This is a genomic window from Lachnoclostridium phytofermentans (genome assembly GCF_000733755.1).
GTDB classification, from domain to species: domain Bacteria; phylum Bacillota; class Clostridia; order Lachnospirales; family Lachnospiraceae; genus Lachnoclostridium; species Lachnoclostridium phytofermentans_A.
Genome location: NZ_JPOF01000003.1, coordinates 148,155 through 172,565, shown reverse-complemented (window position 1 = coordinate 172,565; position 24,411 = coordinate 148,155). Strand labels below are relative to the sequence as shown.

The window sequence follows — 24,411 nt, the reverse complement described above, 5'->3', positions numbered from 1 at the left end:
AATAAAACTAGTTGTGAGGACCATATGTTATTTAATACAAAAAAATTAGATCCACGCTATAATAATTCCAGTGTTTTTCAGATTGCGCTATTCTCTCTAAATACAGCAGCGGCAACATTATATATGGCTTTGATGGAATATACCGCGTATTTTGTGAATGGCATTATAGGATTCGGTGTTGTATTTACATCGATCGTCTTAACAGGACTTAGAGTCTTTGATGGATTAATTGATCCATTTATCGGATATATCGTAGACAGAACAGAAGGCAAATATGGAAAATTCAGACCTTTTATGGTACTTGGAAATTTTTTAATGGCGATTAGTTCTTTGTTATTATATTATTGTTCGTATACAATACCAAGAGTATTCAGATTACCGGTATTCATTTTAATCTACGTCTTATTTGTGATTGGTTATACATTTCAGATGTTGGTTGCAAAAGCAGGGCAGACGGTAATGACGAATAATCCGAAGATGAGGCCGCTATCGACCTATTTTGATTCTCTTTTTATTACTTCCAGCTATGGTGGCACAGCACTTTATGCACAGTCTTATCTTACGAAAAAGTATGGCGGGTTTCAAAGTCCCAGATTATATCAAGAATTAACTCTCTGGATTGTACTAATCGGTGGAATTTGTACGATATGCGCAGTATTTGGTATATGGAGTAAAGATAGAAAAGAGTATTTTGGTAATTCAAATCAAGTAACGAAAATAAAGGTTAAGGACTATTTTAGTATTATAAAACATAATAAGCCAATCAGAATGTTGGTAACCGCTGCTTCTGTGAATAAATTCACCTCCATGGTTTATAGTAATATAACAGTCGGAGTTATTATATTTGGAATCATGATGAAGAACTATGAACTTTCAGGGCAGATTGGTTTAGTAACTGCGCTACCGAATTTAATTGTTGTTACGATTGGTGTTATGGTGGCACAGCGTTTGGGACAAAAGAAAGCCTTTGAATCCTTTACGTGGTTAGCAATTGTATTTCAAATCTTTATGACATTCCTATTAGTATTTGGTGACTTACCTCAAATAGGATTAACGAAATGGAATATGATCTCAATATTATTCTTTGGAGTATTTATCTTACTGAATGGCTGTAAAGCTGTAAGTAATAATATAGTGGTACCAATGATAGCAGATTGCTCTGATTATGAGGTATATCGTAGTGGTAATTATGTCCCTGGTATTATGGGTGCATTATTTTCTTTAATTGATCAAGTTGTTTCTGCTTTTGGAACTGCCTTTGTTGGTCTTGTAGTTGCTATGATTGGTTTTCGATACTCTCTACCACAGATAGATGATAAGTTAACCAGTTCCTTAAAAATGGTGGCAATTTTATGTTATTGTTTTATACCAATCGGTGGATGGCTACTTTCTTTACGTTCCATGAGATATTATGAACTCGATAAAGAGAGGATGCGTGAAATAAATCTCAAAAATAGTTACGACGATGATTATCGAGAAAATCTTAGTTAAGATAGGACAAGCTTTAAGAAAATTCAAGCAGAAAAAAGCTTAATTCACGCAAAGACTATTGATTCCTTTCTTGTCATGGTATATTCTGTAGATATCAAAGAGGAAAGGAATATGCAACCGCATATAGGGGTGATGTTTATGGTATCACTTAGTTGGCTAATCGTTCTTGCCATACTGCTTGCCATAGAAATTGCTACCCTCGGCTTGACTACGATATGGTTTGCAGGTGGTGCTCTCATTGCTTTCATAGCTTCTTTGCTTGGTGTGGACTTCTGGATACAGATGATTCTGTTCTTACTGGTGTCCCTACTGCTATTGTTTGTAACAAGACCATTTGCAGTCAAGCATCTGAATAAAAGCCGTGTGAAAACAAATTATGAGGGGCTTATAGGCAAAGTAGTAAAGATCACAAAAAAGGTAGACAATGACAATCAATCAGGGGAAGCATTGGTAAATGGCCAAGAATGGACCGTTCGTTCGGAAACAGATGGTGTTATTTATGAACCGGGAACAAAGGTCAAAATTGTAAATATTGTCGGAGTGAAACTAATTGTAACAGAATATAGGGAGGAAAATTAATATGCAACTTTATCTGATTATAGGGTTAGGAATCATTATTTTATTAATTTTAGCATCTTGTGTAAAAATTGTACCTCAGGCGCATGCATACGTAGTGGAACGCCTTGGTGGATTTCAAGCTACATGGAGCGTTGGTGTACATCTTAAGCTACCATTAGTTGATAAAATTGCAAGAAAAGTTGTTTTAAAAGAGCAGGTTGTTGACTTTGCACCGCAGCCGGTTATTACAAAAGATAACGTAACAATGAGAATTGATACTGTAGTATTCTTTCAGATTACTGATCCAAAGTTATATGCATACGGTGTAGAAAATCCGATTATGGCAATTGAAAACTTAACAGCCACTACACTTCGTAATATCATAGGTGATTTGGAATTAGATGAGACGTTAACCTCTCGTGAAATTATCAATACGAAGATGAGAGTATCCCTTGATATAGCAACTGACCCTTGGGGCATTAAAGTAAACCGAGTTGAATTAAAGAACATTATTCCGCCAGCAGCAATTCAGGATGCAATGGAGAAGCAGATGAAGGCAGAGCGTGAGCGTCGTGAGGCTATTTTAATTGCAGAAGGTCAGAAGAAGTCTGCAATCCTTGTAGCAGAAGGTAAGAAAGAATCTGTAATCTTGGAGGCTCAAGCTGAAAAAGCATCACAAATCTTACGTGCAGAGGCTAAGAAAGAAGCTACTATTCGTGAAGCAGAAGGTCAGGCAGAAGCTATCTTAGAAGTACAGAAAGCGAATGCAGAAGGTATTCGTATGCTAAATGAGGCGGATGCACGAATGAGTGTTATTCAGTTAAAGAGTTTAGAGGCATTTGCAAAAGCAGCAGATGGTAAAGCAACAAAAATTATTATCCCATCTGAAATTCAAGGTATGGCAGGCCTCGTTAAGAGCCTTACTGAGGTTGGTGCGAAAGACGATATTTAAAAACGTCTTGATAGTATAATGAAATTGAACTTATCACCTATATATTCTTAATTTATAGTGGGTAAAATTAATTGTAACAAAGGAGCATGTTATGACTAGTGTGCTAATCTTAGAAGATTGTAAGCAAAGTGCAGAGGCATTGGGAGCAATCATAAAAGAGAGTAAGCTGGACTTACATGCTCTTTTTGCGACCAATTATCATGAGGCAATGGAACTTTTGAAAAGGGAAGAGAATATTTCATTGTTTTTGCTTGATATTAATCTTGATTCTTTTGAGAAAGAGAATAAACAAGGGCTTATGTTTGCAAAAAAGATACGAGAAATACCAAACCATGCTTTTACACCAATTGTGTTTATTACATCAACGGCAGAGCTAGAGTTGGTGTCATATCGAGAGACACAGTGTTATTCTTATTTGGTTAAGCCTTATGATAAAAATCAAGTACTAGGCCTTTTATCGAAACTAGCAAAGAAGGAGACTTCGACAAAAAAAGAGCAGTTAACAGTAAAAAAGGATGGAGTTAATTACCGAATTCATATTGATGATATTATTTGCGTCGAGGCAATTCCACGAGGGGTGAGCATTTACTTAAAAGAGGAGATACTTAATGTAAAGTATTTATCGATAAAGCAATTGTTAGAGAAGCTACCAAGAGAACAGTTCCTTCAATGTCATCGAATGTTTGTCGTAAACACTGCGTATATCGAGTACGTGGATACCGTGAATCAATTTGTGAAGCTAAAGGGTATTCAAAAAGCAATAGAAATTGGCATTACCTACAAAAGTAATATGAGGAGATGGATGAATGAATAGTGTAATTGTATTTAAATCATTGGCTGTTCTATTGATTGTAGTGATTGTCCTATTAGCGATGTATTTGGTATGGAAGCAAAAAATCTTGGTTTATCTAAAACAGGAAGAAGAACTGAGAATGTATAAACTATATGTGAAGCCGTTGGAGGAGTTTATTAAAGAAATAAGAGCAAGGCAGCATGAGTTTGACAATCACTTAAATGCCCTCCTAAGTATGCACCTTACCATTGATAATTATGAGGAACTTGTAAAAGCTCAAGCGGAGTATATGAGAGAACTTGTTACCTTACCAGAACATAATTACCAAGGTCTTCTTAAAATTAGTAACAAGGTACTAGCGGGATTTTTATATAGTAAGTTAATTACTGCACCGCCCAATATACAAGTTGAATTGATTGTGGGGAGCAAAGACATCTTTACGAATGTACCAGAAATTGATGCTGTCGAAGTATTGGGTACCTTGATCGATAATGCGTTTGAAGCTTGCGGAAAAGAGGATGGAAATGTCAAAATCTATCTTACTTCTGAGGATGACCGCTTGATTTTTATAATTAAGAATCGTCATGAAAAGATACCAATCAATGAATTATCTAGATTTTTTGAACGTGGTTACTCTACAAAAAATACGAAAAAGAACCAAGGTTTTGGACTATATAATGCAAATCGTATTATGAAACATTGGGGTGGAGATATCTATGTGGAGAATGAGATGATGCTTGGAGATAACTATGTTAGCTTCCATGTAGAGTTTTAGATATGAAAATCTGTTAAAAATAAAAATTATCTATGGAGAAATATTAGATAACAGGAATGCTAATAATGAGGGAATACATGAGAATCTGGCAAAAGTTTATTTTGTCGGTTCCATTCGATTCCCTCATTTTTATTACAGTATGCAAGTCACAACTTTTAGTAGCATGCTATATACTTCTCTTTTACATTATAGCAAATATATTTTAATAACTTACATTACTACCTCAATATGATAAGTCTCTAGCCAATCATTTATCATTAAGAGGTATGCAAGTGTTTGTGGACCTGCCATAAGTTGACCATACCATGGTTTCCCATAATCAGATGGAGTATGAAGGAAAGAATCCAGCTTTTTCTTATCAATAAATTGAACTAATGGAGAGGAACCATCATTCATTACATCTAATAAGCGCGCAGCTACTAAAGATTCATATCCAGGATCGTAGGTTTTTGGATAAGGGGACTTCTTTCGCCATAGAATATCATCCGGTAACAAGCCATTACAACTCATTCTTAGCAACCCCTTTACAATACCATCTGGAGCTTTCATTGAAAATGGAACATTCCATAAATACTCTATGATTCTTAAGTCTGCAAAAGGTACTCTGGCTTCTAATCCACTATACATACTGGTTCGATCCATTCGGTCTAATAAGGTTTGCATAAACCATTTAAGGTTCAGATAAGAGATTTCTCTAAGCCTTCTCTCATCTTTGGAGTCTTCTGATAGATAAGGAGTCTCACTTACTGTTGCTTCATACGTATTTTTAACATAGTCCTCCATTCGTAGAGTTTGGAGAAATTCATCATTTAATAACTGTTTTCTTGCACTTAGGTCACTTGACCAAGGAAAGGTATGAGATTTTTTAGCTTCTTCACTGTGAAACCAAGGATACCCGCCGAAGATTTCATCTGCGCATTCCCCTGTTAGAGCTACTTTATCATATTGTTTGACGAGAGAACAAAAATGTAGGATTGAGGAATCAATATCCGCCATAGCCGGCAAATCTCTTGCAAGCACCGAGTCATGCAGACGATTCGCTAACATAACATTATCACATTCAAGAAGATGATGATTGGTATTAAGATGCTCTACCATTTTTAATGCATAAGGAAGATCTCTGGAAGGTTGAAATTTATTCGCTTTAAAAAATTCTTCATTATTCACAAAGTCAAAGGAAAAAGTATCAAGCTGCTTATTCTTTTTCTTTAATTCCATTGCACAGACAGCAGTTACGATACTAGAATCAATTCCACCAGAGAGAAAGGTGCAGATAGGAACATCACTGACCATCTGACGACGTATTGCATCCGTAATTAGAAAACCTGTTTTTTCCACGGTTTCTTCATAAGAATCTTCGTGTGGTTTGCTTACCAGTTTCCAATAGAGTTCTTTCCCAAAAGCACTTGGGTTATAGTAAACCATTTCCCCTGGTAAAACTTCCTTCACTTTATCAAAAACTCCGCAACCAGGGGTTTTCGCAGGACCGATTGAAAATATTTCATTTAATCCTTCTATTGTAACTTTTGGGGTAAATCCTGGGTATTCAAACAAGCCTTTTATCTCAGAGGAAAAGATTAAGGTATCCTCATATAGCGTATAGAATAACGGTTTTACCCCAGCTTGATCGCGGAAGAGATAGAGAGAATTCTCTGCAACGTCAATAATTGCGTAAGCAAAGATACCATTCAGTTTTTTTACGAAATCAGGTCCATGTGCAATAAAGCCAAGCAATATGACTTCTGTATCACAAGTTGTTTGAAAACACATACCTTGTTGCTGTAATTCTTTTTTTAATTCCTCTGTATTATATAGTTCGCCATTGTATACGATTACGTACATCCTATCTCCAAAAGAGCGTAGCATTGGCTGTCCACCTGAAACTAAATCAATGATGGATAAACGTGCATGAGCCAAGCCTATATGTTCATTCAGATAGATTCCTTGTTCGTCTGGACCGCGATGGTTAAGACGTTTTGTCATGTTATTTAAGATTGTTTTATAGTAGGATTCCTTCTCTAAGTAGTATTGTCTTGGATGATAAAAACCGGCGATTCCACACATGGTAGGTAACCTCCCTAATGCAAGTCCAAAAAGGTACAGGTTTAAACGGTACCTTTTCTCTTTTTATTGTCACATTAATTTATGTAAATGATAGAAAATGTGTGCATAAGTACAATCTTTGATTTTAAGTGTTAACAAATTAACAATATTCGGCAATTTATAGTAATATATATTATCTATAGTGAATAGATATACACTTTAGAAAATGGCAAAATGATTTAACTGAAGGAATTACTTCCTTCAGTGCTAATAAATAGATAACGAGAATAGCACAAATATGCTAATATATAAAACTTAGAATTAGTACTGGATTTTTTCTACCTTATGGTCTATAATAACCAGTGATATAAAATAAATTGTTATTTATTTAACATGAATTTCTGAACTGTTTCTTGCCTAAGACTGGAAATTCATGTAGAATAACTACATAAATCCAAGCAAAACGGATGAAAAAAACGTTAGGAGAGATGGTATGTACAAGATTACTAAAAAAGTGCTTCTAGCTTCCAACATCTATTTAATGGATGTAGAAGCTCCACGTGTTGCTAAGGGCTGCTATCCAGGTCAATTTGTTATTGTTAAGATGGATGAAAAGGGAGAGAGAATTCCACTTACTATATGCGACTATAACAGAGAAGAAGGAACAGTATCCATCGTATTTCAAGCAGTAGGACCATCCACTCAGATGATGGCTAAATATGAGGTTGGTGAATATTTTAGAGATTTCACAGGCCCTCTTGGTTGTAAATCAGAATTAATTGATGAGCCTATGGAAGAGTTAAAAGAAAAGAAGATACTCTTTGTTGCTGGTGGTGTAGGTACCGCTCCGGTTTATCCACAGGTGAAATGGATGAAGAGCGTAGGTTGTAATGTAGATTGTATCATAGGTGCACGTAACAAAGATTTGATTATATTAGAAGATGAGATGAAGAAAGTTGCAGCTAATGTTTATGTGGCGACAGATGATGGTTCTAATGGTTTTAAAGGAAATGTAAATGATATGATTAAAGAATTAGTTCAAAATCAAGGAAAATCATATGATCTTATCATTGCGATTGGCCCAATCATCATGATGAAATTTGTTTGTCTTTTAACGAAAGAATTAGGAATTAAGACGATTGTAAGTATGAATCCTATTATGGTAGATGGTACTGGTATGTGCGGAGCATGTCGACTTACGGTTGGTGGTCAGGTGAAATTTGCTTGTGTTGATGGCCCTGAATTTGATGGCCACTTAGTTGACTTTGACGAAGCAATGAAGAGATCGCAGATGTATAAGACGAAGGAAGGAAGAAAAGAACTTCGTGAAAAAGAAGGCGATACTCATCATGGCGGATGCGGATACTGCGGCAGCGAGGAATAGGGGGAGAAACACATGGATGTATTAAAGAGAGTACCGGTAAGAGAACAAGAACCTAGTGTCAGAGCGAAAAACTTTGAGGAGGTTTGTCTTGGATATAATAAGGAAGAGGCAATGCTAGAGGCGGCTAGATGTTTAAAATGTAAAAATCCTAAGTGTGTGTTAGGATGTCCTGTTAGCATTGATATTCCTGGTTTTATTAAAGAAGTAGAAGCTGGTAATATAGAAGAGGCTTATCGTGTGATCAGTACATATTCTGCATTACCTGCAGTTTGTGGTCGTGTCTGTCCTCAGGAATCCCAGTGTGAAGCTAGATGTATTCGTGGTATCAAAGGAGATCCAGTATCGATTGGTAAATTAGAACGCTTCGTTGCAGACTGGGCAAGAGAGAATGGAATTAAACCGGAACCTCCAAAGGAGAGAAAGGGAAAGAAAGTAGCGGTGATTGGTTCTGGCCCTGCTGGTTTAACCTGTGCTGGAGATCTTGCAAAGCTTGGCTATGATGTAACGATATTTGAAGCACTTCATGAGCCAGGTGGTGTATTAGTCTATGGTATTCCAGAGTTTCGTTTACCAAAATCAACCGTAGTTGCGACAGAAGTTGAGAATGTTAGAGCTCTTGGTGTTAAAATCGAAACAAACGTAGTCATCGGAAAATCAACAACAATTGATGAATTATTCAATGAGGAAGGCTTCGATGCGGTATTCATTGGTTCCGGTGCTGGTCTACCAAAATTCATGGGTATTCCTGGTGAGAATGCAAACGGTGTATTTTCTGCAAACGAATATTTAACTAGAAGTAACTTAATGAAAGCGTTTGATGAGTCCTATGATACACCAATCGTTTCCAGTAAAAAGGTAGCAGTCGTAGGTGGTGGTAATGTAGCGATGGATGCTGCCAGAACTGCATTACGTCTTGGAGCTGAGGTTCATGTTGTTTATCGTCGTAGTGAAGAAGAACTTCCAGCAAGAGTGGAAGAAGTACATCACGCGAAAGAAGAAGGAATTATATTTGACCTGTTAACAAATCCAACAGAAATTCTTGTCGATGAGAATGGATGGGTAAAAGGAATGCGCTGTGTAAAGATGGAACTTGGTGAGCCAGATGCTTCCGGAAGAAGAAGGCCAGTGGAGGTTCCAAATTCTGAATTTGTACTAGATCTTGATACTGTTATCATGTCCTTAGGAACAAGTCCTAATCCATTAATTTCTTCTACAACAGAAGGACTTAAGATTAATTCTCATAAATGTATTATTGCAGAAGAGTCTGACGGTAAGACAACCAAAGAAGGTGTTTATGCCGGCGGTGATGCGGTTACAGGTGCAGCAACTGTTATCCTTGCAATGGGAGCAGGAAAAGCAGCAGCGAAAGGTATTGATGAATTTTTATCATAATATACACAATTATTTTTAATTTAATGTAGAGGATAAATATACAATAGAAGTGGTGATAACTAAAATAGTTCAATGTAAGCTATGCTACATACTGAATGTTTGGTTGTCACCACTTTTTCTTGTTTAAAGAAATTTCGCAGTAATTATTATAAATGATTATTTCTTCGAGGAATGCGACCAAGAAAGATTAATATTCCTATGCATTTAGCAAGATGCGGCATAATATTCGTTTTACTAATAATTGCAATGTATTTTTTTGCAAAAAGCTGTAATTTTATAATTGAAAGAATGTGGTAATTATGTTAGTATATATCTATTAAAGCAATTTTTTGAACATTAAGAACGGATATTTATATGAAAGAACCAATGGATAACAGATTGTAACACAACGGGTGACATATTGTAACACAATAAATGGCATATTGTAACACAATAAATGGCATATTGTGTAGAAAGGATTGCTCTGTAGAGAAACAAGGAATCATAGTTTGGATTACTTGAATGCGATATAACACCAAAAGAGCGTAAGAATAGGAATGGGAAAAAGCAGATTGCTTCAAATTGTATTTTCAGCAATGAATACGGCTACTGCAGATACCGAACTCAATGTGCATAGTACAAATGCAGAAACGGCCGTAACTCAAATGGAGAATGGATCTGGACAGAATTTGTTATATATCTTACTTGTGACGATTGTGGTGTTTACGGTATTATTCCTTCTATTATTTGTGAATATCAGAAGGAGAACTAGAGCAGAGAAAGCTGCTATTGCTGTAAATCAGAAACTAAAAGAGAGTAACAAAGAGTTAGAGAAGGCATTGTCAGAGGTTACAGCAACCAAGGATGTGTTACATAGTAAATATGAAGAACTTAAAAAGAGTAAGGAAATCGTGAAACGTATGGCGTATTCCGACTATTTGACGTCGTTACCAAATCGACTTGCATTTGTTGAATTGTTGGATGGAGTTATGGCGACGCTACGTCAGAATGAAATTGTCGGAATCTTAGACATCGACATTGATAATTTTAAAGACATCAATGATACTTTAGGGCATTCCTACGGTGATGAAATGTTAATTGACGTTATGCATCGTTTGGAGGATTTGATAAAGGAGAATGATTATTTATCAAGGATTGGTGGAGATGAGTTTGCTATATTAATTCAGAACTTAACTGATATATCAGAATTAGAAGAAAGAATTTTAAAAGTACAGCAAATTTTTGAAACACCATTTCGAGTTGCTACGAAGGAATTTTTTATTACAGTTAGTATTGGAGTTGCGATTGCGCCAAAGGATGGTAAGACGACACAAAGTTTAGTTAAAAACGTGAATTCAGCAATGTACGCAGCAAAAGAGCGTGGAAAAAATAATTTCTGCTACTACGATGATTCGATTAATATGAAAATGATGCAGAAGTTAGAGATGCAATCAGAACTTCGTAAGGCGATAGAAGAGGATCAATTTGTTGTATATTATCAACCACAGATTAATCTGGGAAATGATCGAGTTGTAGGTTTTGAAGCATTAGCAAGGTGGCAACATCCAGAGAAGGGAATTATTGCGCCAGTTGATTTTATCCCACTAACTGAGGATAATGGAATGATTGTAGCTATTGGAAAGAAGATGCTTTATGAGTCTTGTATACAACTGCGAAACCTCCAAGAGAGTGGGTTTCATGATATCGTGATTGCCGTGAATTTATCAGCTAGACAATTTAAAGACAAAGATTTTCTACCGATGGTATATGAAATACTGGAGGAAACGAAAGCGGATGCAAGAGGTTTGGAATTTGAGATTACCGAGTCGGTTGCATTAGATGATTTAGAATTTACTATAACAACAATATCAAAACTTAAGGAAATTGGTATCACATTTGCATTAGATGATTTTGGGACAGGATACTCCTCTCTAAACTATCTTAAGCGATTACCTGTAAATAATTTAAAAATAGATAAAAGTTTCTTAGATACGATATTAGAGAATAATTCTGATCAGAAGATTGTTCACACGATGATTGATCTTGCGAAGCATTTGAATATTGATGTAATTGCAGAAGGTGTGGAGTTGCCTGAACAGGAAAGATTCCTAAAAGAAATCAACTGTGGAAAAGCACAAGGATATTATTATGGTAAGCCTGTACCAAAGGAAACAGCATTTGAGGTACTGAAGAGATTAAATAGCGAAAATTCGTAGGAAATAGGCAGAATGTCTTTCCTTAGATTTGGAGGAAGCATATGAATTATCGTTTAGGGAATATGATTAGCAAGGGTATTGTTGGTACCCTTGGAATTTTATATCTAGCTTTCTTAGCACTGGACTTCTTTGGAGGTCCAGTACTTGTGTCCTCGATTATAAAATTCATGTCGATCGTATTATGTCTCATATTAACCGTGGTTAGAACAATATGCTATGAAGCAACAGTAGATCGAATCTTATTAAATGTTGCCTTTGTATTTACAGTGATAGCGGACGTTTTTCTTTTATTTACACCCGTATATGAATATGGAATCATTGCATTTTGTATCGTTCAGCTTATCTATTTTTATCGTATGTTTAGCTTGTTACGATATTCTCTACGTATGGAAAATCGTGTTCATAGAAAAAGAAATGAGAAGGGAGTTTTAGACTTTTTTCTTCACCTTGTAACCAGAGGTTTCTTAAGTGCTGTGATTATCGTATTCTTGCAATCCCAGGACTTTGTTATCGATATACTCTTAATGGTAAGTGTATTCTATATTGTGAATTTTGTTGCAAACCTCCTTTATTTACTTTTTCTATATCCAAAGAAGCATTATATGAATGGGCAGATTCGATATGGTTTGTTTTTTATTGGAATGATTCTTTTCTTCCTTTGTGATATTCAAGTTGGATTATATAATCTTTCCTTGTACATAATGAGCGAGTCGAAGATTTTAGATAGCCTAATCCAGGCAGCTGGTGTTGGAATGTGGGCTTGTTACTTACCAGGCCAGGTAGCAATCAGTTTGAGTGATGCAAATTACTCACGTAATAACAGAGGATCTTTTATTTAAATTGATGAATTTTAAAACAAAATTTCTACAATCGCAATGGAAACTTGCGATTGTTTTTTTTATCTGATTTTGGTACGATAAAACTACCATGGAAGAGAAATAAAAACTTTTGTCTTAATAAGGAATAGGTAACTCATTGATGATGGAATCTTATGATGGAAGCTTATGATGGAATCTCATGAATCTTATGAATGAATCTCAAGATTAAATCTCATTGATGATATCTCTTGATTATATCTCTTGATTATATCACATTAATATTATCTCATTAATTTCATTTTGATTGATACAGGAAAATCATAATTAACACTCAGAATAAGCATCAAATAAAATGAATCTTCTACTAATTTTATATTCATTTCAAGTTAATCTACAAGAATCTGTAAAAAATATCTACACCTATAAAGGGTATCTTAACCTATCCCAATATTTTTCGAACCTATTACATGTATTAAAAGTAATACTATTGGATTGCTGTAATATGTTATCTCAAAATATTTTTAGTATGATTTGATAGAACAAGGAATCACATAGTAGCTATGTTAATACATAATAGGGGTTCGAATTCGCATTAACATAAATCAATATGCTACCTTGAGATCGAAGTCAAAAGTTAAAAAATCCATGGAAATTAAGGAAAGGAGAATATCAGCAGTGTTGTTAATATTATTAGCTGATTGTGTTCTAGGTGTCTACATTAATGTCCTATGAAAACTTCCTAAACTATATGAAGGAGGAAGTAAAAAAGCGTTTGGGAGAGGAATATGAAACAGATTTAAATCAGGTTCGTAAAAACAATGGTCTATTACTTGACGGACTTTTGATACGTTGTACTTCGGATAAGATAGTGCCAAGTATTTATTTGAATTCTTATTATGAAAATTACCAGAAGGGTGAGTCACTAAGTGATATAGTGAATGAGGTAATTAAGGCTTACGATGGTGTAAAGGGAGAGACATCACAGATCATGATTCCAGCTCGAATGGAATTTGAGGAAGTGAAAGCAAGGATAATTTTTCGATTAGTGAATTATGAGAAAAACAAATTATTACTACAGAGTATTCCACATTATCGATTATTAGAATTCGCAGTCACATTTCACTGCTTAATCAGAAAGGATGAGGAGGGAATAGGTAGTGTAAGAATTACAGAAGAACATCGAAAGAGTTGGGGAGTGTCCGTAGAAGAATTGCGAAATGTCGCATTGGAAAATACGAAAAATACATTCCCAGCAATCATACGACCAATGGAGGATATCGTTTATGATGCAATCAAGCAAGAGACATGGACTCCTCAAAAGGAAGTGATGATCTTACCAACCTCTTTCAATTCTTCGATGTATGTTTTAACAAATAGTTGTGGGATCAATGGTGCTAGTTGTTTATTATATCAAGGATTACTTGAACTTTTTTATAAACAATTAGGAACAGATTTTTTCCTTTTGCCGTCAAGCATTCATGAGCTAATATTAGTACCAGTCGGAGAAGATAGGGATAGAGAGCATTTGGAAGAAATGGTGAAAGAAATTAATCAGACACAGGTTGCTATGGAAGAGATTCTTTCAGATACTGTATATAACTATGAATCTATAAGGAATATATTGTTAGAGTTGGTGATTGATAATAGGTAGAGGAAGTTACCAAAAAAGTTCGAGTGTTAAGAATAATACATATAAGTAAGTGGCATGGTATCGGGGATAATTATAAAAATCATGTTAGCTAAACCATCTTGAAGAAAACGGGAACAAAACCACAATCCATAGAGAAGCAAGAAGGCTTTCGTTAGGAGTATTGATTTTGTTCCCGTTATTGTAATTTATTTTCTGTAAAACAATCATGTGAGCGTGGATGCTTTCAATCTTGGGTTTACGGTTCTGGTGTTGTACTAGGTTCTTCACTTGGAATCTGAGCCTTAAGATTTTCATAAAACTCTCTTAAATCTTCATCCATTTCTAGCGCTTTTAGGAAGTTATCATCAACTTCAGCAATTAGCTGCTGAACATCATTTTCCGTCCGTGCTTTATCAATATAAGTTTTAGTTTCCTGTGTTACTGTTCCAAAATAGATATATGGTTTTCCATCTTGATAAGTGACATAGAATTCATCAATACTTGGTGCACCGGTTTGTATTTTAGTTATCATTATGTCATAACATACATAGACAATATAGTCTATTTCTCCAGTTCCCGGTTTTGTGTAGCAATGGATGTTTTTATAATCCATTATATACTCCACTTTCTTCGAGATACGTTCAAAATCTAAAAGACTAGCATCCGTAACACAAGATTTAATTGTTTCTATAGCTTCTGCATCAGCTTTTATTTTTGCACTTAAGAATGTCTTAAAGAGGTTATTAATTTCCGGGAAAGCATCCTTTTTCAGCGCATTTGTATTATCTGGTATAGGTGTATTTGTTGCTGATACGGTAGGAGTGATAGCTTGTGAAGAAGCGAGAGAACTGGTAGGACTAGGGGATTCTAAGGAACCTGGCTCTCCCTCATCCATAAAAGCTGCTGGTAATACAGAATCAGGCGCAACTTGAAAGGAGATAGTGACCATACCAACTCCCAAGATACCCATTGTGAATAATAATAACATTTTTTTATACTTTAATCTCATAGGGGTACTCCTTAAGTTCTTCTTTGAGGTGGTATTGCTATGTTGGTCAAGAGTATAGTGTGAAAACGTGCATATTCTTGTTAATTGCAGCAACAAATCTTCTGACAGATATGGTATGCAATTATTAATAGTATGTAATAGTAAAATTCAAATAGCTTTTAAGAATAACCTAACTTTACCTATCATACCAAAATATGTCCAAAAAATCAACTATCATCTCGGAATTTGGTAACATAAGGTTAATAATTCGTAACAAAGATGTAACAAAAATTTACATGGGAAAGGAAAGATTAAAGAAGAATAAGTGATTTCCTATGAAAAAAGATAGAAGAAAGGCTATTTTTGAGTATAAAAAATGCACCTGATAGGATTCGAACCTACGACCTTCAGCTTCGGAAGCTGCTGCCCTATCCACTGAGCTACAGATGCAAAACAACCTTAAGAAAGGTTTATAGAGTTAAATTGTTTATAGTACTACAATATTATATCGACAAATGAAAGATTTGTAAAGTCAATAATTACAAATGTTTTTCAATTTAGGACTGAAATTGCATTAGAAAAATACTGGATAAGTTATAAGGACATATAATTGAATTATTTCATAGGTATCATTTGAATGTTTTCATTCAAAATTTCTCTAGGGTATGTATTGATACTCTTTCCTAGGTATTGTTGAGTACCTGTTGAGGAAATAAGAAATGATTGGAATGATAAGAAAATAATGATATAATAATACAACTGGTGAGAAATCTTTTAAGATTCTCAGATGGAAAGGATAACAAGAAACATGGCGAAGGTTACAAAACGATTATTTGATACAGAAGAAACGGAAGATAAGGCAGTCCGTATTAATAAATATCTAAGCGATTCTGGAATCTGTTCACGTAGAGAAGCAGACACAAGAATTGCAAAAGGTGAAGTTACCATCGATGGAGAAGTTGCTGTGATGGGGAGTAAAGTATTACCAGGGCAGAAGGTTATGCTTGGTAAAAAGGAAGTTAGTAGAGAAGAAAAGATGGTTCTAATTGCATTTCATAAGCCTAAGGGAATTGTGTGTACAACGGAGAGAAGAGAACCAGATAATATTATAGATTATATTAAATACAGTCAGCGTATTTATCCAATCGGAAGACTTGATAAAGATTCTGAAGGTCTTATCTTCTTAACGAACAATGGAGATATTGTTAATAAAATCTTGCGTGCAGGAAATCATCATGAAAAGGAATATATCGTAACGGTAAATAAGCCAATTACTGCTGAATTTTTAAAGGGAATGGCAGGAGGAGTACCAATCCTTGATACGATAACGAAACCGTGTACGTTAGAAGCGCTTGATAAGGTTACATTTAAAATTATCTTAACGCAAGGGTTAAATCGTCAGATTCGTCGTATGTGTGAGTATTTTGATTATAAAGTTATTCGACTTGTTCGTGTACGTATTATGAATGTGAATCTTGGAAGGTTAAAAGTTGGAGGGTATCGTAACTTAACAGATAAGGAACTTGAGGGCTTAAAGGAACAAATCGAGTTATCAAAAAATGAAGCATTGATTCTCGAACCGGATGATGAATTCCCATTAGAGAGAGTAGATTCAACTAATATAGCAAAAACGCACGGTAAAAAAGTATCTACTGGAAAGAGAAAAACGAAAGACAGATATTTCTCAGAAAAAAAAGAAGATAAGAAGAAAAGCGAAGCTACTAGAAATAAAGCGGAAGGTAATAAATACGCATCAAAGAATAAATCAGAAGGTAAAAAGTTCAGTTCAAATAACAGGACAGAGGGAAATTCGTTCAGCTCAAGGAATAAATCAGAAGGAAATAGATTTAGTTCCAATAGCAGGTCAGAGGGAAATACGTTCAGTTCAAAGAACAAATCAGAAGGAAATAGATTTAGTTCCAATAGCAGGGCAGAGGGGAATACATTCAGCTCAAGGAACAAATCAGAAGGAAATAAATTTAGTTCAAATAACAAGTCTGAGGGAAATACGTTCAGTTCAAAGAACAAATCAGAAGGAAATAAATTTAGTTCAAATAGCAGATCAGAGGGAAGTACGTTCAGTTCAAAGAACAGAACTGAAGGAAACGTATCGAGAAGCAGAACATCACAACCTAAGAGCCATACAAAAGGGAATGCTGGTGGTAATCGTGTTGCTTCTAATGGTAACTCGAAAGGGATGAAGAAATACTAGGAGTTACAGTAAGAATCTAGTTTATGTAAGAGTGGTATGGGTCGAAAATGAAGACAAGTTTCGTACTCAAATAAATACTAAAATAAAATCTAGAAGATACATTATTAGTAATGAATGAATCCTAGCATAGAAAAGCTAGAATAAACATTATTAGTAAAGGACGGATTCGATCTTAAAAAATAACTAAACAAACATTATTTGTTAAAGACGATTCCTAGCTTAGAAAAGACTAGAATAAACATTATTATTAATGGACGAATTCTAGCGTAGAAAAACAAAATTATTGGTAAAGGACGAATTCTAGTTAGAAAAAACAAGAATAAACAATTACTAGTATAGAACAAATTTATTTATAGAATCAATTTAGGCGTAGACTATATAAAAGTATAGAATAATTTATATTATAGCAATGAAAAGTATAGAAGTATTAAAGGAGCAAGACAATGCAGGAAAAGAAACAACGGATTTTTGAATTAACCAAACTTCTCGATAAGGCAGCCAGAGTCTATGAGCAGGAAGACCGGGAGATTATGAGCAATTTTGAGTATGATAAATTGTATGATGAGTTAAAAAGGCTGGAAGAAGAAACCGGAATTGTCTTAGCAGGTAGTCCTACAAGAAATGTAGGTTATGAAATATTAAGTGAATTACCAAAGGAGCGTCACGAGTCAGCGATGCTTTCTCTTGATAAGACAAAAGAAGTAACAGCTTTGATTGATTGGCTTGGTGATAAAGAAGGTGTTCTTTCCTGGAAGATGGATGGTCTTACCATCGTTTTAACTTATCGAAATGGTGAATTAGTAAAAGCCGTTACAAGAGGAAATGGCGAAGTTGGAGAGGTTGTTACAAACAATGCAAAGGTATTTAAAAATCTACCACTCACAATTCCTTATGAAGGAGAACTAATTATCCGTGGAGAGGCGGTAATTCGTTATTCTGATTTTGAAAAGATAAATGCGTTAATTCCGGACGCAGATGCAAAATATAAGAATCCTAGAAATCTATGTAGTGGTTCGGTTCGTCAGTTAAATAATGAGATAACAGCCAAGCGTAATGTTAATTTCTTTGCTTTTTCGTTAATACGAATGGATGAAATGAGCCGTTTTAAAACGATGATGGAGCAATTTAACTGGTTAAAAGAGTTAGGTTTTGATGTGGTGGAAGAAAAGCTGGTAACTGCAGAGAACATGGAAGAAACGATGGAGTACTTTGAAAATCATATTATGACGAATGATTTTCCATCGGATGGGTTAGTGCTGTTTTTTAATGATATTGCTTATGGTGAATCCCTTGGTAGAACTTCGAAGTTCCCAAGAAACGGAATCGCCTTTAAATGGAGGGATGAAATTAAGGAAACTACTCTACAGGAAATTGAGTGGAGTGCTTCAAGAACAGGACTGATTAATCCGGTTGCAATCTTTGACCCAGTAGAATTAGAAGGTACAACGGTAAGCCGTGCAAGCCTTCATAATATCAGTATTATGGAGGGGTTAGAGCTTGGCTTAGGTGATAAAGTAACCGTTTACAAAGCCAATATGATTATTCCTCAAATCGCGGATAACCTTACGAGAAGCGGACATTTACCTATACCAAAGGCCTGTCCAGTTTGCGGTGGAGAAACGATGATAAAACAGGATAGCGACGTAAAGTCACTTTACTGCATGAATCCAGAGTGCCTTGCAAAGAAAATTAAGTCCTTTACCCATTTTGTAAGCCGTGATGCCATGAATATCGAAGGTCTGTCAGAGGCTACCATAGAAAAGCTGATCGCAAAAGGTCTGATTAAGGAACTTGCAGATATTTTCCATGTGAAAGATTTTAAAGAGGAGATTACAACCATGGAAGGCTTTGGAGAAAAATCCTTCCGTAATCTTGTAGACTCTGTAGAAAGAGCAAGAACACCAATCCTTGCTAAATTTATCTATAGTTTAGGCATCGCAAATGTCGGATTAGCCAATGCGAAACTAATCTGTAAGGAGTTTGGTTATGACTTTAATAGAGTGTCAAATGCTACAGCAGAAGAGCTTACTCTGATTCCTCAGATTGGAGATGTGATTGCAGAAGCATTTGTGTCCTATTTTCAAAAGCCGGAAAATAAACTTATCATAGAAGATTTACTAAAGGAAATAACCTTTGAAAAAGAAGAGGTAGCAGAAGGTTCTGAGAAACTGAAAGGACTAACCTTTGTAATTACCGGTTCCGTAGAACATTTTGCAAATCGAAATGAAGTGAAGGATGTAATAGAACAGCACGGGGGAAAAGTGACTGGTTCCGTTACAGCAAAAACAAACTATCTGATTAACAACGATAACACATCAAGCTCATCGAAAAATAAGAAAGCAAAAGAGCTTGGAATTCCTGTAATTACAGAAGAAGAATTCATAAAATTACTAAACGAAGCGTAAAGCTTTATTATAAAAAGAGGAGGATATATCGATGCCAATTAAAGTTCAAAATGATTTACCTGCAAAGAAAATTCTAGAAGAAGAGAATATATTCATGATGGATGAAAAGCGAGCGATGCAACAGGATATCCGTCCACTAAAAATAGCAATTTTAAATCTAATGCCATTAAAAGAAGATACCGAAGTCCAGTTACTTCGTAGCTTAAGTAATACACCGTTACAGGTAGATATCACATTCTTAACCACCGATACCTACGTCGGTAAGAATACTGCTACGAGTCACTTAGAGCAATTTTACCAAACTCATGACGATGTGAAAAATAGACGGTTTGACGGTTTAATCATTACGGGTGCACCAGTGGAGCAGATGGAATTTGAAGAGGTTGCTTATTGGAATGAACTGACTAAAATCATGGAGTGGTCAAAAACTAACGTAACCTCGACACTCCATCTTTGCTGGGGTGCTCAAGCTGGACTTTATTATCATTATGGAATCAAGAAATATCCTCTTCCTGCGAAGATGTTTGGTATCTTTGAACATAAATTATTAAAGAGAAAAGAGCCACTAGTTAGAGGTTTCGATGATGTCTTCCTAGCTCCTCACTCCCGCCACACAGAAACCTCTAGAGAGGAAATCCTACAAAACCCAGATCTTACGATTCTTGCTGAATCAGAGGAGGCAGGAGTACTTCTTGTGATAGGTGGAGAGGGAAAACATATCTTTGTGATGGGGCATCCGGAGTACGATCGTATTACCTTAGACAATGAGTATAAGAGGGATGTAGCTAAGGGGCTTGAAATACAGTTGCCAAAGAATTATTATCCTAGTGATGATTCCATGCAAAGACCGAATCTTTCTTGGAGGGCGCATGCGAATGCGTTGTATACGAATTGGTTGAATTATTATGTTTATCAGGTGACACCTTATGAACTTTAAGAAAATGCTTGAAAACACTGGTTTAATCCACTTGTAGCAATCAGAGTAAAATTCATAAACTGTTATAAAATGGTATAAAATATTACGTAATTGGAGTAAAATTGGAGTAAACCTAGGGCGGTATTGGAGTAAAAAAATAGAGTGGTAAAAGGCTCTGCTATCAAAAAAACAATCCAAGTAACACTGTAGTGATCACAATCCTAAAGCTATTCAGCTTTGCCGGTTTCGACCGGGCAAGGCGTTAGAGAGAATTAATGGATTATACTAATGCTTCGGCCGGCCATGGTTGATACAATAGCGTTGTTATACCATTAGTGATTAGACGGAGCAATGGTAACCCATACCACCTCGACCCAAATTAATTTGATTTAGATCATCGTCCTACTAACCATAATAGCTATACTACCTCGTCCAATCATTAATATTTATCTGCCAACCCTATCAACATCACACCTCGTATTTGAAAAAATGGATATAATTTAAGGTTAATTGTAAAATGAAACGCAACCCAATCCATTTTAAATAGCAGTTATTAAGTAGTTAATTATATACCTGCTAAAGGGTTGCACCTTAGCTTACAAGAGATTGGTATATGCCAGTCTTTTTGTTTGCACTTTTTTAGTTATTCCACTATTCTAAGACTGTTGGTGGCAGATTGGAGGATATCATGTCAGCATTTTTTAGTTATGAAGAAAGACTTCATTTGCAAAGTAATCTGAAGGAAGGTCTTTCATTTAAAGAAATCAGCCGCAGATCAGGGAAAGACCCTAGCACCATATCCAGAGAGGTTCGTAAATATAGTTCTGAAATTGTAACTGGTTATCCAGGTCAGGCTCATAATACCTGTAGAAATTGTAAAACCTGTAACCGTAGAAGAATCTGTGGTAAAAACTGTTCTCGAAGAGCTCTTTATTGTAAACACTGCAATCTATGTAATCAAAGCTGTCCTGACTATACAGAAGAAGTCTGTTGGGCCAGGTTTCGAGCTCCTTACATATGCAATAGCTGCACAGAGATAGGAAAGTGTTCTTTAGTGAAGAACTTCTATGATGCAGAGGAAAGCACACATCAGAGCAAACGAGACTATTTCTGAGTCTAGGAGTGGTCTGTGTGTGGCGGAACAAGAGGTAATTCGCCTGAATCAAATCCTATCTCCATTGGTGCAGCAAGGGCAATCACTTCATCAGATTTATATCAACCATAAGGATGAACTGATGTGCAGTGAAAAAACCATGTATAACTACATAGACGCTTGTCTGTTTGATGTTCGAAATATCGATCTGCCAAGAAAGGTAAGGTTTCGAGAGCGATATAAAAAACCAGAATTCAAAGTAGACAAAGGTTGTCGAGTTGGACGAACATATGAAGAGTTCGAAAAATTCCTGGAGAAGAATCCAGATACAGCAGTGGTGCAGATGGACTCTGTAATCGGTAGTAAGGGTGGAAAATGTCTTCTAACCATTCATTTCGTAGATTCTAGTTTTATGTTAGCGATCTTAAGGGATGCCAATACTTCAAAATCCGTGACAGACGTATTTGCATATCTATATGAACTATTAGGTGACAGAACTTTTAAGAATCTATTTCCGTTCATCGTAACAGACAATGGTAGTGAGTTTTCAAATCCAAAATCCATAGAAGAACCTGATAAGCTGTCTGGACTGAAAACAAGGATATTCTACTGTGATGCAGGAAAGCCATACCAAAAGGGAGCCATTGAGGTAAATCATGAGTTGATACGAAGGATTCTCACAAAGGGCGCAAGCTTTGATCAACTGACGCAGGATGAGATCGATTTAATGATGAATCACATCAATTCCTACAAAAGAAAAAAGCTTAACAATCGTAGTCCGTACGAAACATTCAGCTTTTACCGGGGGTGAAGAAGTTTTAGTAAAGCTTGGATGTGAACCAGTACCAGCTGGAGACATCTTACTAAAACCTTCTCTTTTAAAGAAATAATGTAACCTGTAAACTGTTAGGCCGCCAACACCTGTCCATAGCCACACAAACAGGGGTAGATTCTCCGATTACAAAAAAATCGAGCGAGAGTTGACCAAACAGGGGTAAAAGTTGCGTTTCGTTTACAAATATTTATTCTCACTTACAAAGATTGATTCTGGGCGTACAAAAATGCATCTGGTTTTACAACTCACCGCGGCAAAGCAGTTTAATTATACACAAATGTTATATATGATTGCTGGAGCGTATGATTACCTGGGCGATAAACAAAATCACATGCGTTATATTACGAAAAGTCTTTTGACCAGTGATGAGTACGTGAAGGAAGTTTATAATGCCTACTTAATGGTTATATTATTGAGCTCTGATAATAAGAATGCAGATGACCTAGAAAGAGTTGATGACACATCAACAGTATTTTTCGGTGATGAAGATAGAGTTATTTGTTTTTATAATGATGAGGTTATGCTTTCAGATAGTGGAAGCAAATTTGCCGGTGCGGAACATTATTTTGTACGAAGCAAAATTGGAGTTAAGTTACTTAGAAAGAAAAAAAGTGATAAGGTAAATCTGGACGGTAAAGAATATATGATAAATTATAATTTGAGAACTGAAAAATTTCTTTATCAATATTGTATGAGTAAGCTATATGAAAAGAAAGGTATTATTGCCGCTCATTTTGGACAAGATGGGGATATGTCAGAACTTGTTACTGTTTTGAAGACTTACACACCATCAGATGGAACAGAGAATAATCTTATTACTTTATATAGTGAGCCAAGAAATGAAATGCCTATTTCGTTTTACAGTATAAGTGGGATGTTCCGATATTTATCCGATACTATAGAATATCTACTACTTAATGATTCAATTACTATCTGGAATCCTTATCTGAAAGTTGATATGAAAATGGCAGATAGGTCATTAATAGTTACATACAGCTGGCTTAATGCTATACCGGTTAGGTGTCCCTATTGATAAATTAACTATCTTAAAAGATATCTATGTTGAAAGTGTTACCTCAAATAGTAATAGTAAAGATTATAAAGCAAAAATGGAATATTATAATAAAGACGATGTAACAAGTATTTTTCAACAAGAAGGTATATTATATCGAAATGAAGTATCTGAAGAAATTAAGGAAAAGGAATTACAAAATGCATTTGATATTTATGAGTATATTTGTGCATTAAATAATATTGAGGTGCATCTGAACCAATAAAAGAGTTTGGAATATCGATTGAAGATATTCAAAGAATGCTAGGGGATTGTGATTATTATGCAATGTGTCTAGCAGAAGAAAAGAAAGCCTATCTAGTAACAGATGATATTTTTCTTATTAGATCAGTTGAATTTATGGATTTGAGTGTTGAAACTATATCAATATTTACAATGATTACTCAATTAGATTTAGAATTAGAGAAGTTTTTAAATATAATTGAAAATGCAATAAAATATCGTTTTCAGAATCCGTGGCATATTTGTATTATTAAGTATATATCAGAAAGATATTCTTGTATAGAGATGAAGAAAAACGTAAGCAGATAATAAAAAGATTGTTAGAGCTCATGATACCGAATATACAGGATGAAAAGTACATGGAATTGATTAAAAATGATATAAGTGTACTTTTTATTCTGATTTACAATAAGGAATTAATGTTAAACTCTGACGTTGAGAATGCAATCCATCGAGTTGTTTTTTATTATAATCAAAATATTGTTAGGGCCACATTGAGGAGTTTGATTGTGATAGATGAAGATGACAATTCACACTAACATCTTGTATTTGTTGTTTAGAGTATATATGATGTAGCTCCTAAATAGGACGTCCGTGAATGGGCACCAAATCATGAGAAATTGGATGAGGAATTACA

At 35.3% G+C, this 24,411-nt stretch carries 18 protein-coding genes, 1 tRNA gene and 1 pseudogene; 17 read left to right on the top strand and 3 right to left on the bottom strand.

Annotation, left to right across the window (positions count from 1 at the left end):
* Nucleotides 1–24: 24 nt before the first annotated feature.
* The 5 genes from CC92_RS0106225 to CC92_RS0106205 all read left to right on the top strand — a co-directional run bounded on the left by CC92_RS0106225 (nucleotide 25) and on the right by CC92_RS0106205 (nucleotide 4,569).
* Nucleotides 25–1,491: an MFS transporter gene (locus tag CC92_RS0106225; RefSeq protein WP_029503826.1), complete on the top strand. Its 1,467-nt coding sequence runs from the start codon at nucleotides 25–27 to the stop codon at nucleotides 1,489–1,491.
* A gap of 138 nt (nucleotides 1,492–1,629) precedes the next feature.
* Complete coding sequence (locus CC92_RS0106220; protein WP_029503827.1) at nucleotides 1,630–2,070, top strand: NfeD family protein; 441 nt, start codon at nucleotides 1,630–1,632, stop codon at nucleotides 2,068–2,070.
* Between the two features lies 1 nt (nucleotide 2,071).
* Nucleotides 2,072–3,001 carry an SPFH domain-containing protein gene (locus tag CC92_RS0106215; protein WP_029503829.1) on the top strand — a complete coding sequence of 310 codons (930 nt, stop codon included), beginning with the start codon at nucleotides 2,072–2,074 and terminating at the stop codon, nucleotides 2,999–3,001.
* 91 nt (nucleotides 3,002–3,092) lie between these two features.
* Nucleotides 3,093–3,815, top strand: coding sequence for a LytR/AlgR family response regulator transcription factor (locus CC92_RS0106210; RefSeq protein ID WP_029503830.1), 723 nt, complete (start codon nucleotides 3,093–3,095; stop codon nucleotides 3,813–3,815).
* Complete coding sequence (locus CC92_RS0106205; RefSeq protein WP_051650803.1) at nucleotides 3,808–4,569, top strand: sensor histidine kinase; 762 nt, start codon at nucleotides 3,808–3,810, stop codon at nucleotides 4,567–4,569. Before CC92_RS0106210 ends, CC92_RS0106205 begins: the two co-directional genes overlap by 8 nt.
* A gap of 210 nt (nucleotides 4,570–4,779) precedes the next feature.
* Here the strand turns inward: CC92_RS0106205 and asnB are convergent, their stop codons facing one another.
* Nucleotides 4,780–6,633, bottom strand: coding sequence for an asparagine synthase (glutamine-hydrolyzing) (asnB, locus tag CC92_RS0106200; protein ID WP_029503832.1), 1,854 nt, complete (start codon nucleotides 6,631–6,633; stop codon nucleotides 4,780–4,782).
* A gap of 472 nt (nucleotides 6,634–7,105) precedes the next feature.
* Between asnB and CC92_RS0106195 the strand changes: the two genes are divergently transcribed.
* The 5 genes from CC92_RS0106195 (at nucleotide 7,106) to CC92_RS0106175 (ending at nucleotide 14,052) form a co-directional block, all read left to right on the top strand.
* Entirely contained in the window at nucleotides 7,106–7,996 is an 891-nt protein-coding gene (locus CC92_RS0106195; protein WP_029503833.1) for a sulfide/dihydroorotate dehydrogenase-like FAD/NAD-binding protein, read from the top strand.
* Between the two features lie 12 nt (nucleotides 7,997–8,008).
* Nucleotides 8,009–9,388 (top strand): NADPH-dependent glutamate synthase, encoded by a 1,380-nt coding sequence (gene gltA, locus CC92_RS0106190; protein WP_029503834.1) that lies wholly within the window; start codon nucleotides 8,009–8,011, stop codon nucleotides 9,386–9,388.
* Between the two features lie 536 nt (nucleotides 9,389–9,924).
* Nucleotides 9,925–11,583 carry a putative bifunctional diguanylate cyclase/phosphodiesterase gene (locus CC92_RS0106185; RefSeq protein ID WP_051650804.1) on the top strand — a complete coding sequence of 553 codons (1,659 nt, stop codon included), beginning with the start codon at nucleotides 9,925–9,927 and terminating at the stop codon, nucleotides 11,581–11,583.
* Between the two features lie 41 nt (nucleotides 11,584–11,624).
* A complete protein-coding gene (locus CC92_RS0106180; protein WP_029503837.1) occupies nucleotides 11,625–12,422 on the top strand; it encodes a hypothetical protein in 798 nt (265 codons plus the stop codon).
* Nucleotides 12,423–13,122: 700 nt separating this feature from the next.
* On the top strand, nucleotides 13,123–14,052 hold the full coding sequence (locus CC92_RS0106175) for a DUF5688 family protein (RefSeq protein WP_029503838.1): 930 nt from the start codon (nucleotides 13,123–13,125) through the stop codon (nucleotides 14,050–14,052).
* Nucleotides 14,053–14,287: 235 nt separating this feature from the next.
* Here the strand turns inward: CC92_RS0106175 and CC92_RS0106170 are convergent, their stop codons facing one another.
* Together CC92_RS0106170 and CC92_RS0106165 are read right to left on the bottom strand one after the other, a co-directional pair.
* Nucleotides 14,288–15,040, bottom strand: coding sequence for a hypothetical protein (locus CC92_RS0106170; RefSeq protein WP_029503839.1), 753 nt, complete (start codon nucleotides 15,038–15,040; stop codon nucleotides 14,288–14,290).
* A 356-nt stretch (nucleotides 15,041–15,396) separates the two neighbouring features.
* Nucleotides 15,397–15,469: transfer RNA gene (locus CC92_RS0106165), tRNA-Arg, on the bottom strand.
* 358 nt (nucleotides 15,470–15,827) lie between these two features.
* Between CC92_RS0106165 and rluF the strand changes: the two genes are divergently transcribed.
* From rluF to CC92_RS0106130, 7 genes and pseudogenes are all read left to right on the top strand, one after another.
* Nucleotides 15,828–17,231 (top strand): 23S rRNA pseudouridine(2604) synthase RluF, encoded by a 1,404-nt coding sequence (gene rluF / locus CC92_RS22085; RefSeq protein WP_081841912.1) that lies wholly within the window; start codon nucleotides 15,828–15,830, stop codon nucleotides 17,229–17,231.
* Between the two features lie 443 nt (nucleotides 17,232–17,674).
* A complete protein-coding gene (ligA, locus tag CC92_RS0106155; RefSeq protein ID WP_029503842.1) occupies nucleotides 17,675–19,636 on the top strand; it encodes an NAD-dependent DNA ligase LigA in 1,962 nt (653 codons plus the stop codon).
* Between the two features lie 31 nt (nucleotides 19,637–19,667).
* Nucleotides 19,668–20,573 carry a homoserine O-acetyltransferase MetA gene (gene metA / locus CC92_RS0106150; RefSeq protein WP_029503843.1) on the top strand — a complete coding sequence of 302 codons (906 nt, stop codon included), beginning with the start codon at nucleotides 19,668–19,670 and terminating at the stop codon, nucleotides 20,571–20,573.
* A 667-nt stretch (nucleotides 20,574–21,240) separates the two neighbouring features.
* Nucleotides 21,241–22,535, top strand: a pseudogene (locus CC92_RS23610) (IS30 family transposase).
* 111 nt (nucleotides 22,536–22,646) lie between these two features.
* A complete protein-coding gene (locus tag CC92_RS0106140; protein ID WP_029503844.1) occupies nucleotides 22,647–23,513 on the top strand; it encodes a hypothetical protein in 867 nt (288 codons plus the stop codon).
* Nucleotides 23,485–23,757, top strand: coding sequence for a hypothetical protein (locus CC92_RS0106135; protein ID WP_029503845.1), 273 nt, complete (start codon nucleotides 23,485–23,487; stop codon nucleotides 23,755–23,757). Before CC92_RS0106140 ends, CC92_RS0106135 begins: the two co-directional genes overlap by 29 nt.
* Nucleotides 23,758–23,792: 35 nt before the next feature.
* On the top strand, nucleotides 23,793–24,083 hold the full coding sequence (locus CC92_RS0106130; RefSeq protein ID WP_029503846.1) for a hypothetical protein: 291 nt from the start codon (nucleotides 23,793–23,795) through the stop codon (nucleotides 24,081–24,083).
* Nucleotides 24,084–24,411 lie beyond the last annotated feature (328 nt).

What these genes read in the sequence shown, in the direction of transcription:
- CC92_RS0106205 (WP_051650803.1), top strand. Translation starts at nt 3,808, where the DNA reads ATGAATAGTGTAATTGTATTTAAATCATTGGCTGTTCTATTGATTGTA.
- CC92_RS0106210 (WP_029503830.1), top strand. Translation starts at nt 3,093, where the DNA reads ATGACTAGTGTGCTAATCTTAGAAGATTGTAAGCAAAGTGCAGAGGCA.
- asnB (WP_029503832.1), bottom strand. Translation starts at nt 6,633, where the DNA reads ATGTGTGGAATCGCCGGTTTTTATCATCCAAGACAATACTACTTAGAG.
- CC92_RS0106170 (WP_029503839.1), bottom strand. Translation starts at nt 15,040, where the DNA reads ATGAGATTAAAGTATAAAAAAATGTTATTATTATTCACAATGGGTATC.
- CC92_RS0106220 (WP_029503827.1), top strand. Translation starts at nt 1,630, where the DNA reads ATGGTATCACTTAGTTGGCTAATCGTTCTTGCCATACTGCTTGCCATA.
- ligA (WP_029503842.1), top strand. Translation starts at nt 17,675, where the DNA reads ATGCAGGAAAAGAAACAACGGATTTTTGAATTAACCAAACTTCTCGAT.
- metA (WP_029503843.1), top strand. Translation starts at nt 19,668, where the DNA reads ATGCCAATTAAAGTTCAAAATGATTTACCTGCAAAGAAAATTCTAGAA.
- CC92_RS0106185 (WP_051650804.1), top strand. Translation starts at nt 9,925, where the DNA reads ATGGGAAAAAGCAGATTGCTTCAAATTGTATTTTCAGCAATGAATACG.
- CC92_RS0106135 (WP_029503845.1), top strand. Translation starts at nt 23,485, where the DNA reads ATGCTATACCGGTTAGGTGTCCCTATTGATAAATTAACTATCTTAAAA.
- rluF (WP_081841912.1), top strand. Translation starts at nt 15,828, where the DNA reads ATGGCGAAGGTTACAAAACGATTATTTGATACAGAAGAAACGGAAGAT.
- CC92_RS0106195 (WP_029503833.1), top strand. Translation starts at nt 7,106, where the DNA reads ATGTACAAGATTACTAAAAAAGTGCTTCTAGCTTCCAACATCTATTTA.
- CC92_RS0106180 (WP_029503837.1), top strand. Translation starts at nt 11,625, where the DNA reads ATGAATTATCGTTTAGGGAATATGATTAGCAAGGGTATTGTTGGTACC.
- CC92_RS0106130 (WP_029503846.1), top strand. Translation starts at nt 23,793, where the DNA reads ATGCTAGGGGATTGTGATTATTATGCAATGTGTCTAGCAGAAGAAAAG.
- gltA (WP_029503834.1), top strand. Translation starts at nt 8,009, where the DNA reads ATGGATGTATTAAAGAGAGTACCGGTAAGAGAACAAGAACCTAGTGTC.
- CC92_RS0106215 (WP_029503829.1), top strand. Translation starts at nt 2,072, where the DNA reads ATGCAACTTTATCTGATTATAGGGTTAGGAATCATTATTTTATTAATT.
- CC92_RS0106175 (WP_029503838.1), top strand. Translation starts at nt 13,123, where the DNA reads ATGTCCTATGAAAACTTCCTAAACTATATGAAGGAGGAAGTAAAAAAG.
- CC92_RS0106225 (WP_029503826.1), top strand. Translation starts at nt 25, where the DNA reads ATGTTATTTAATACAAAAAAATTAGATCCACGCTATAATAATTCCAGT.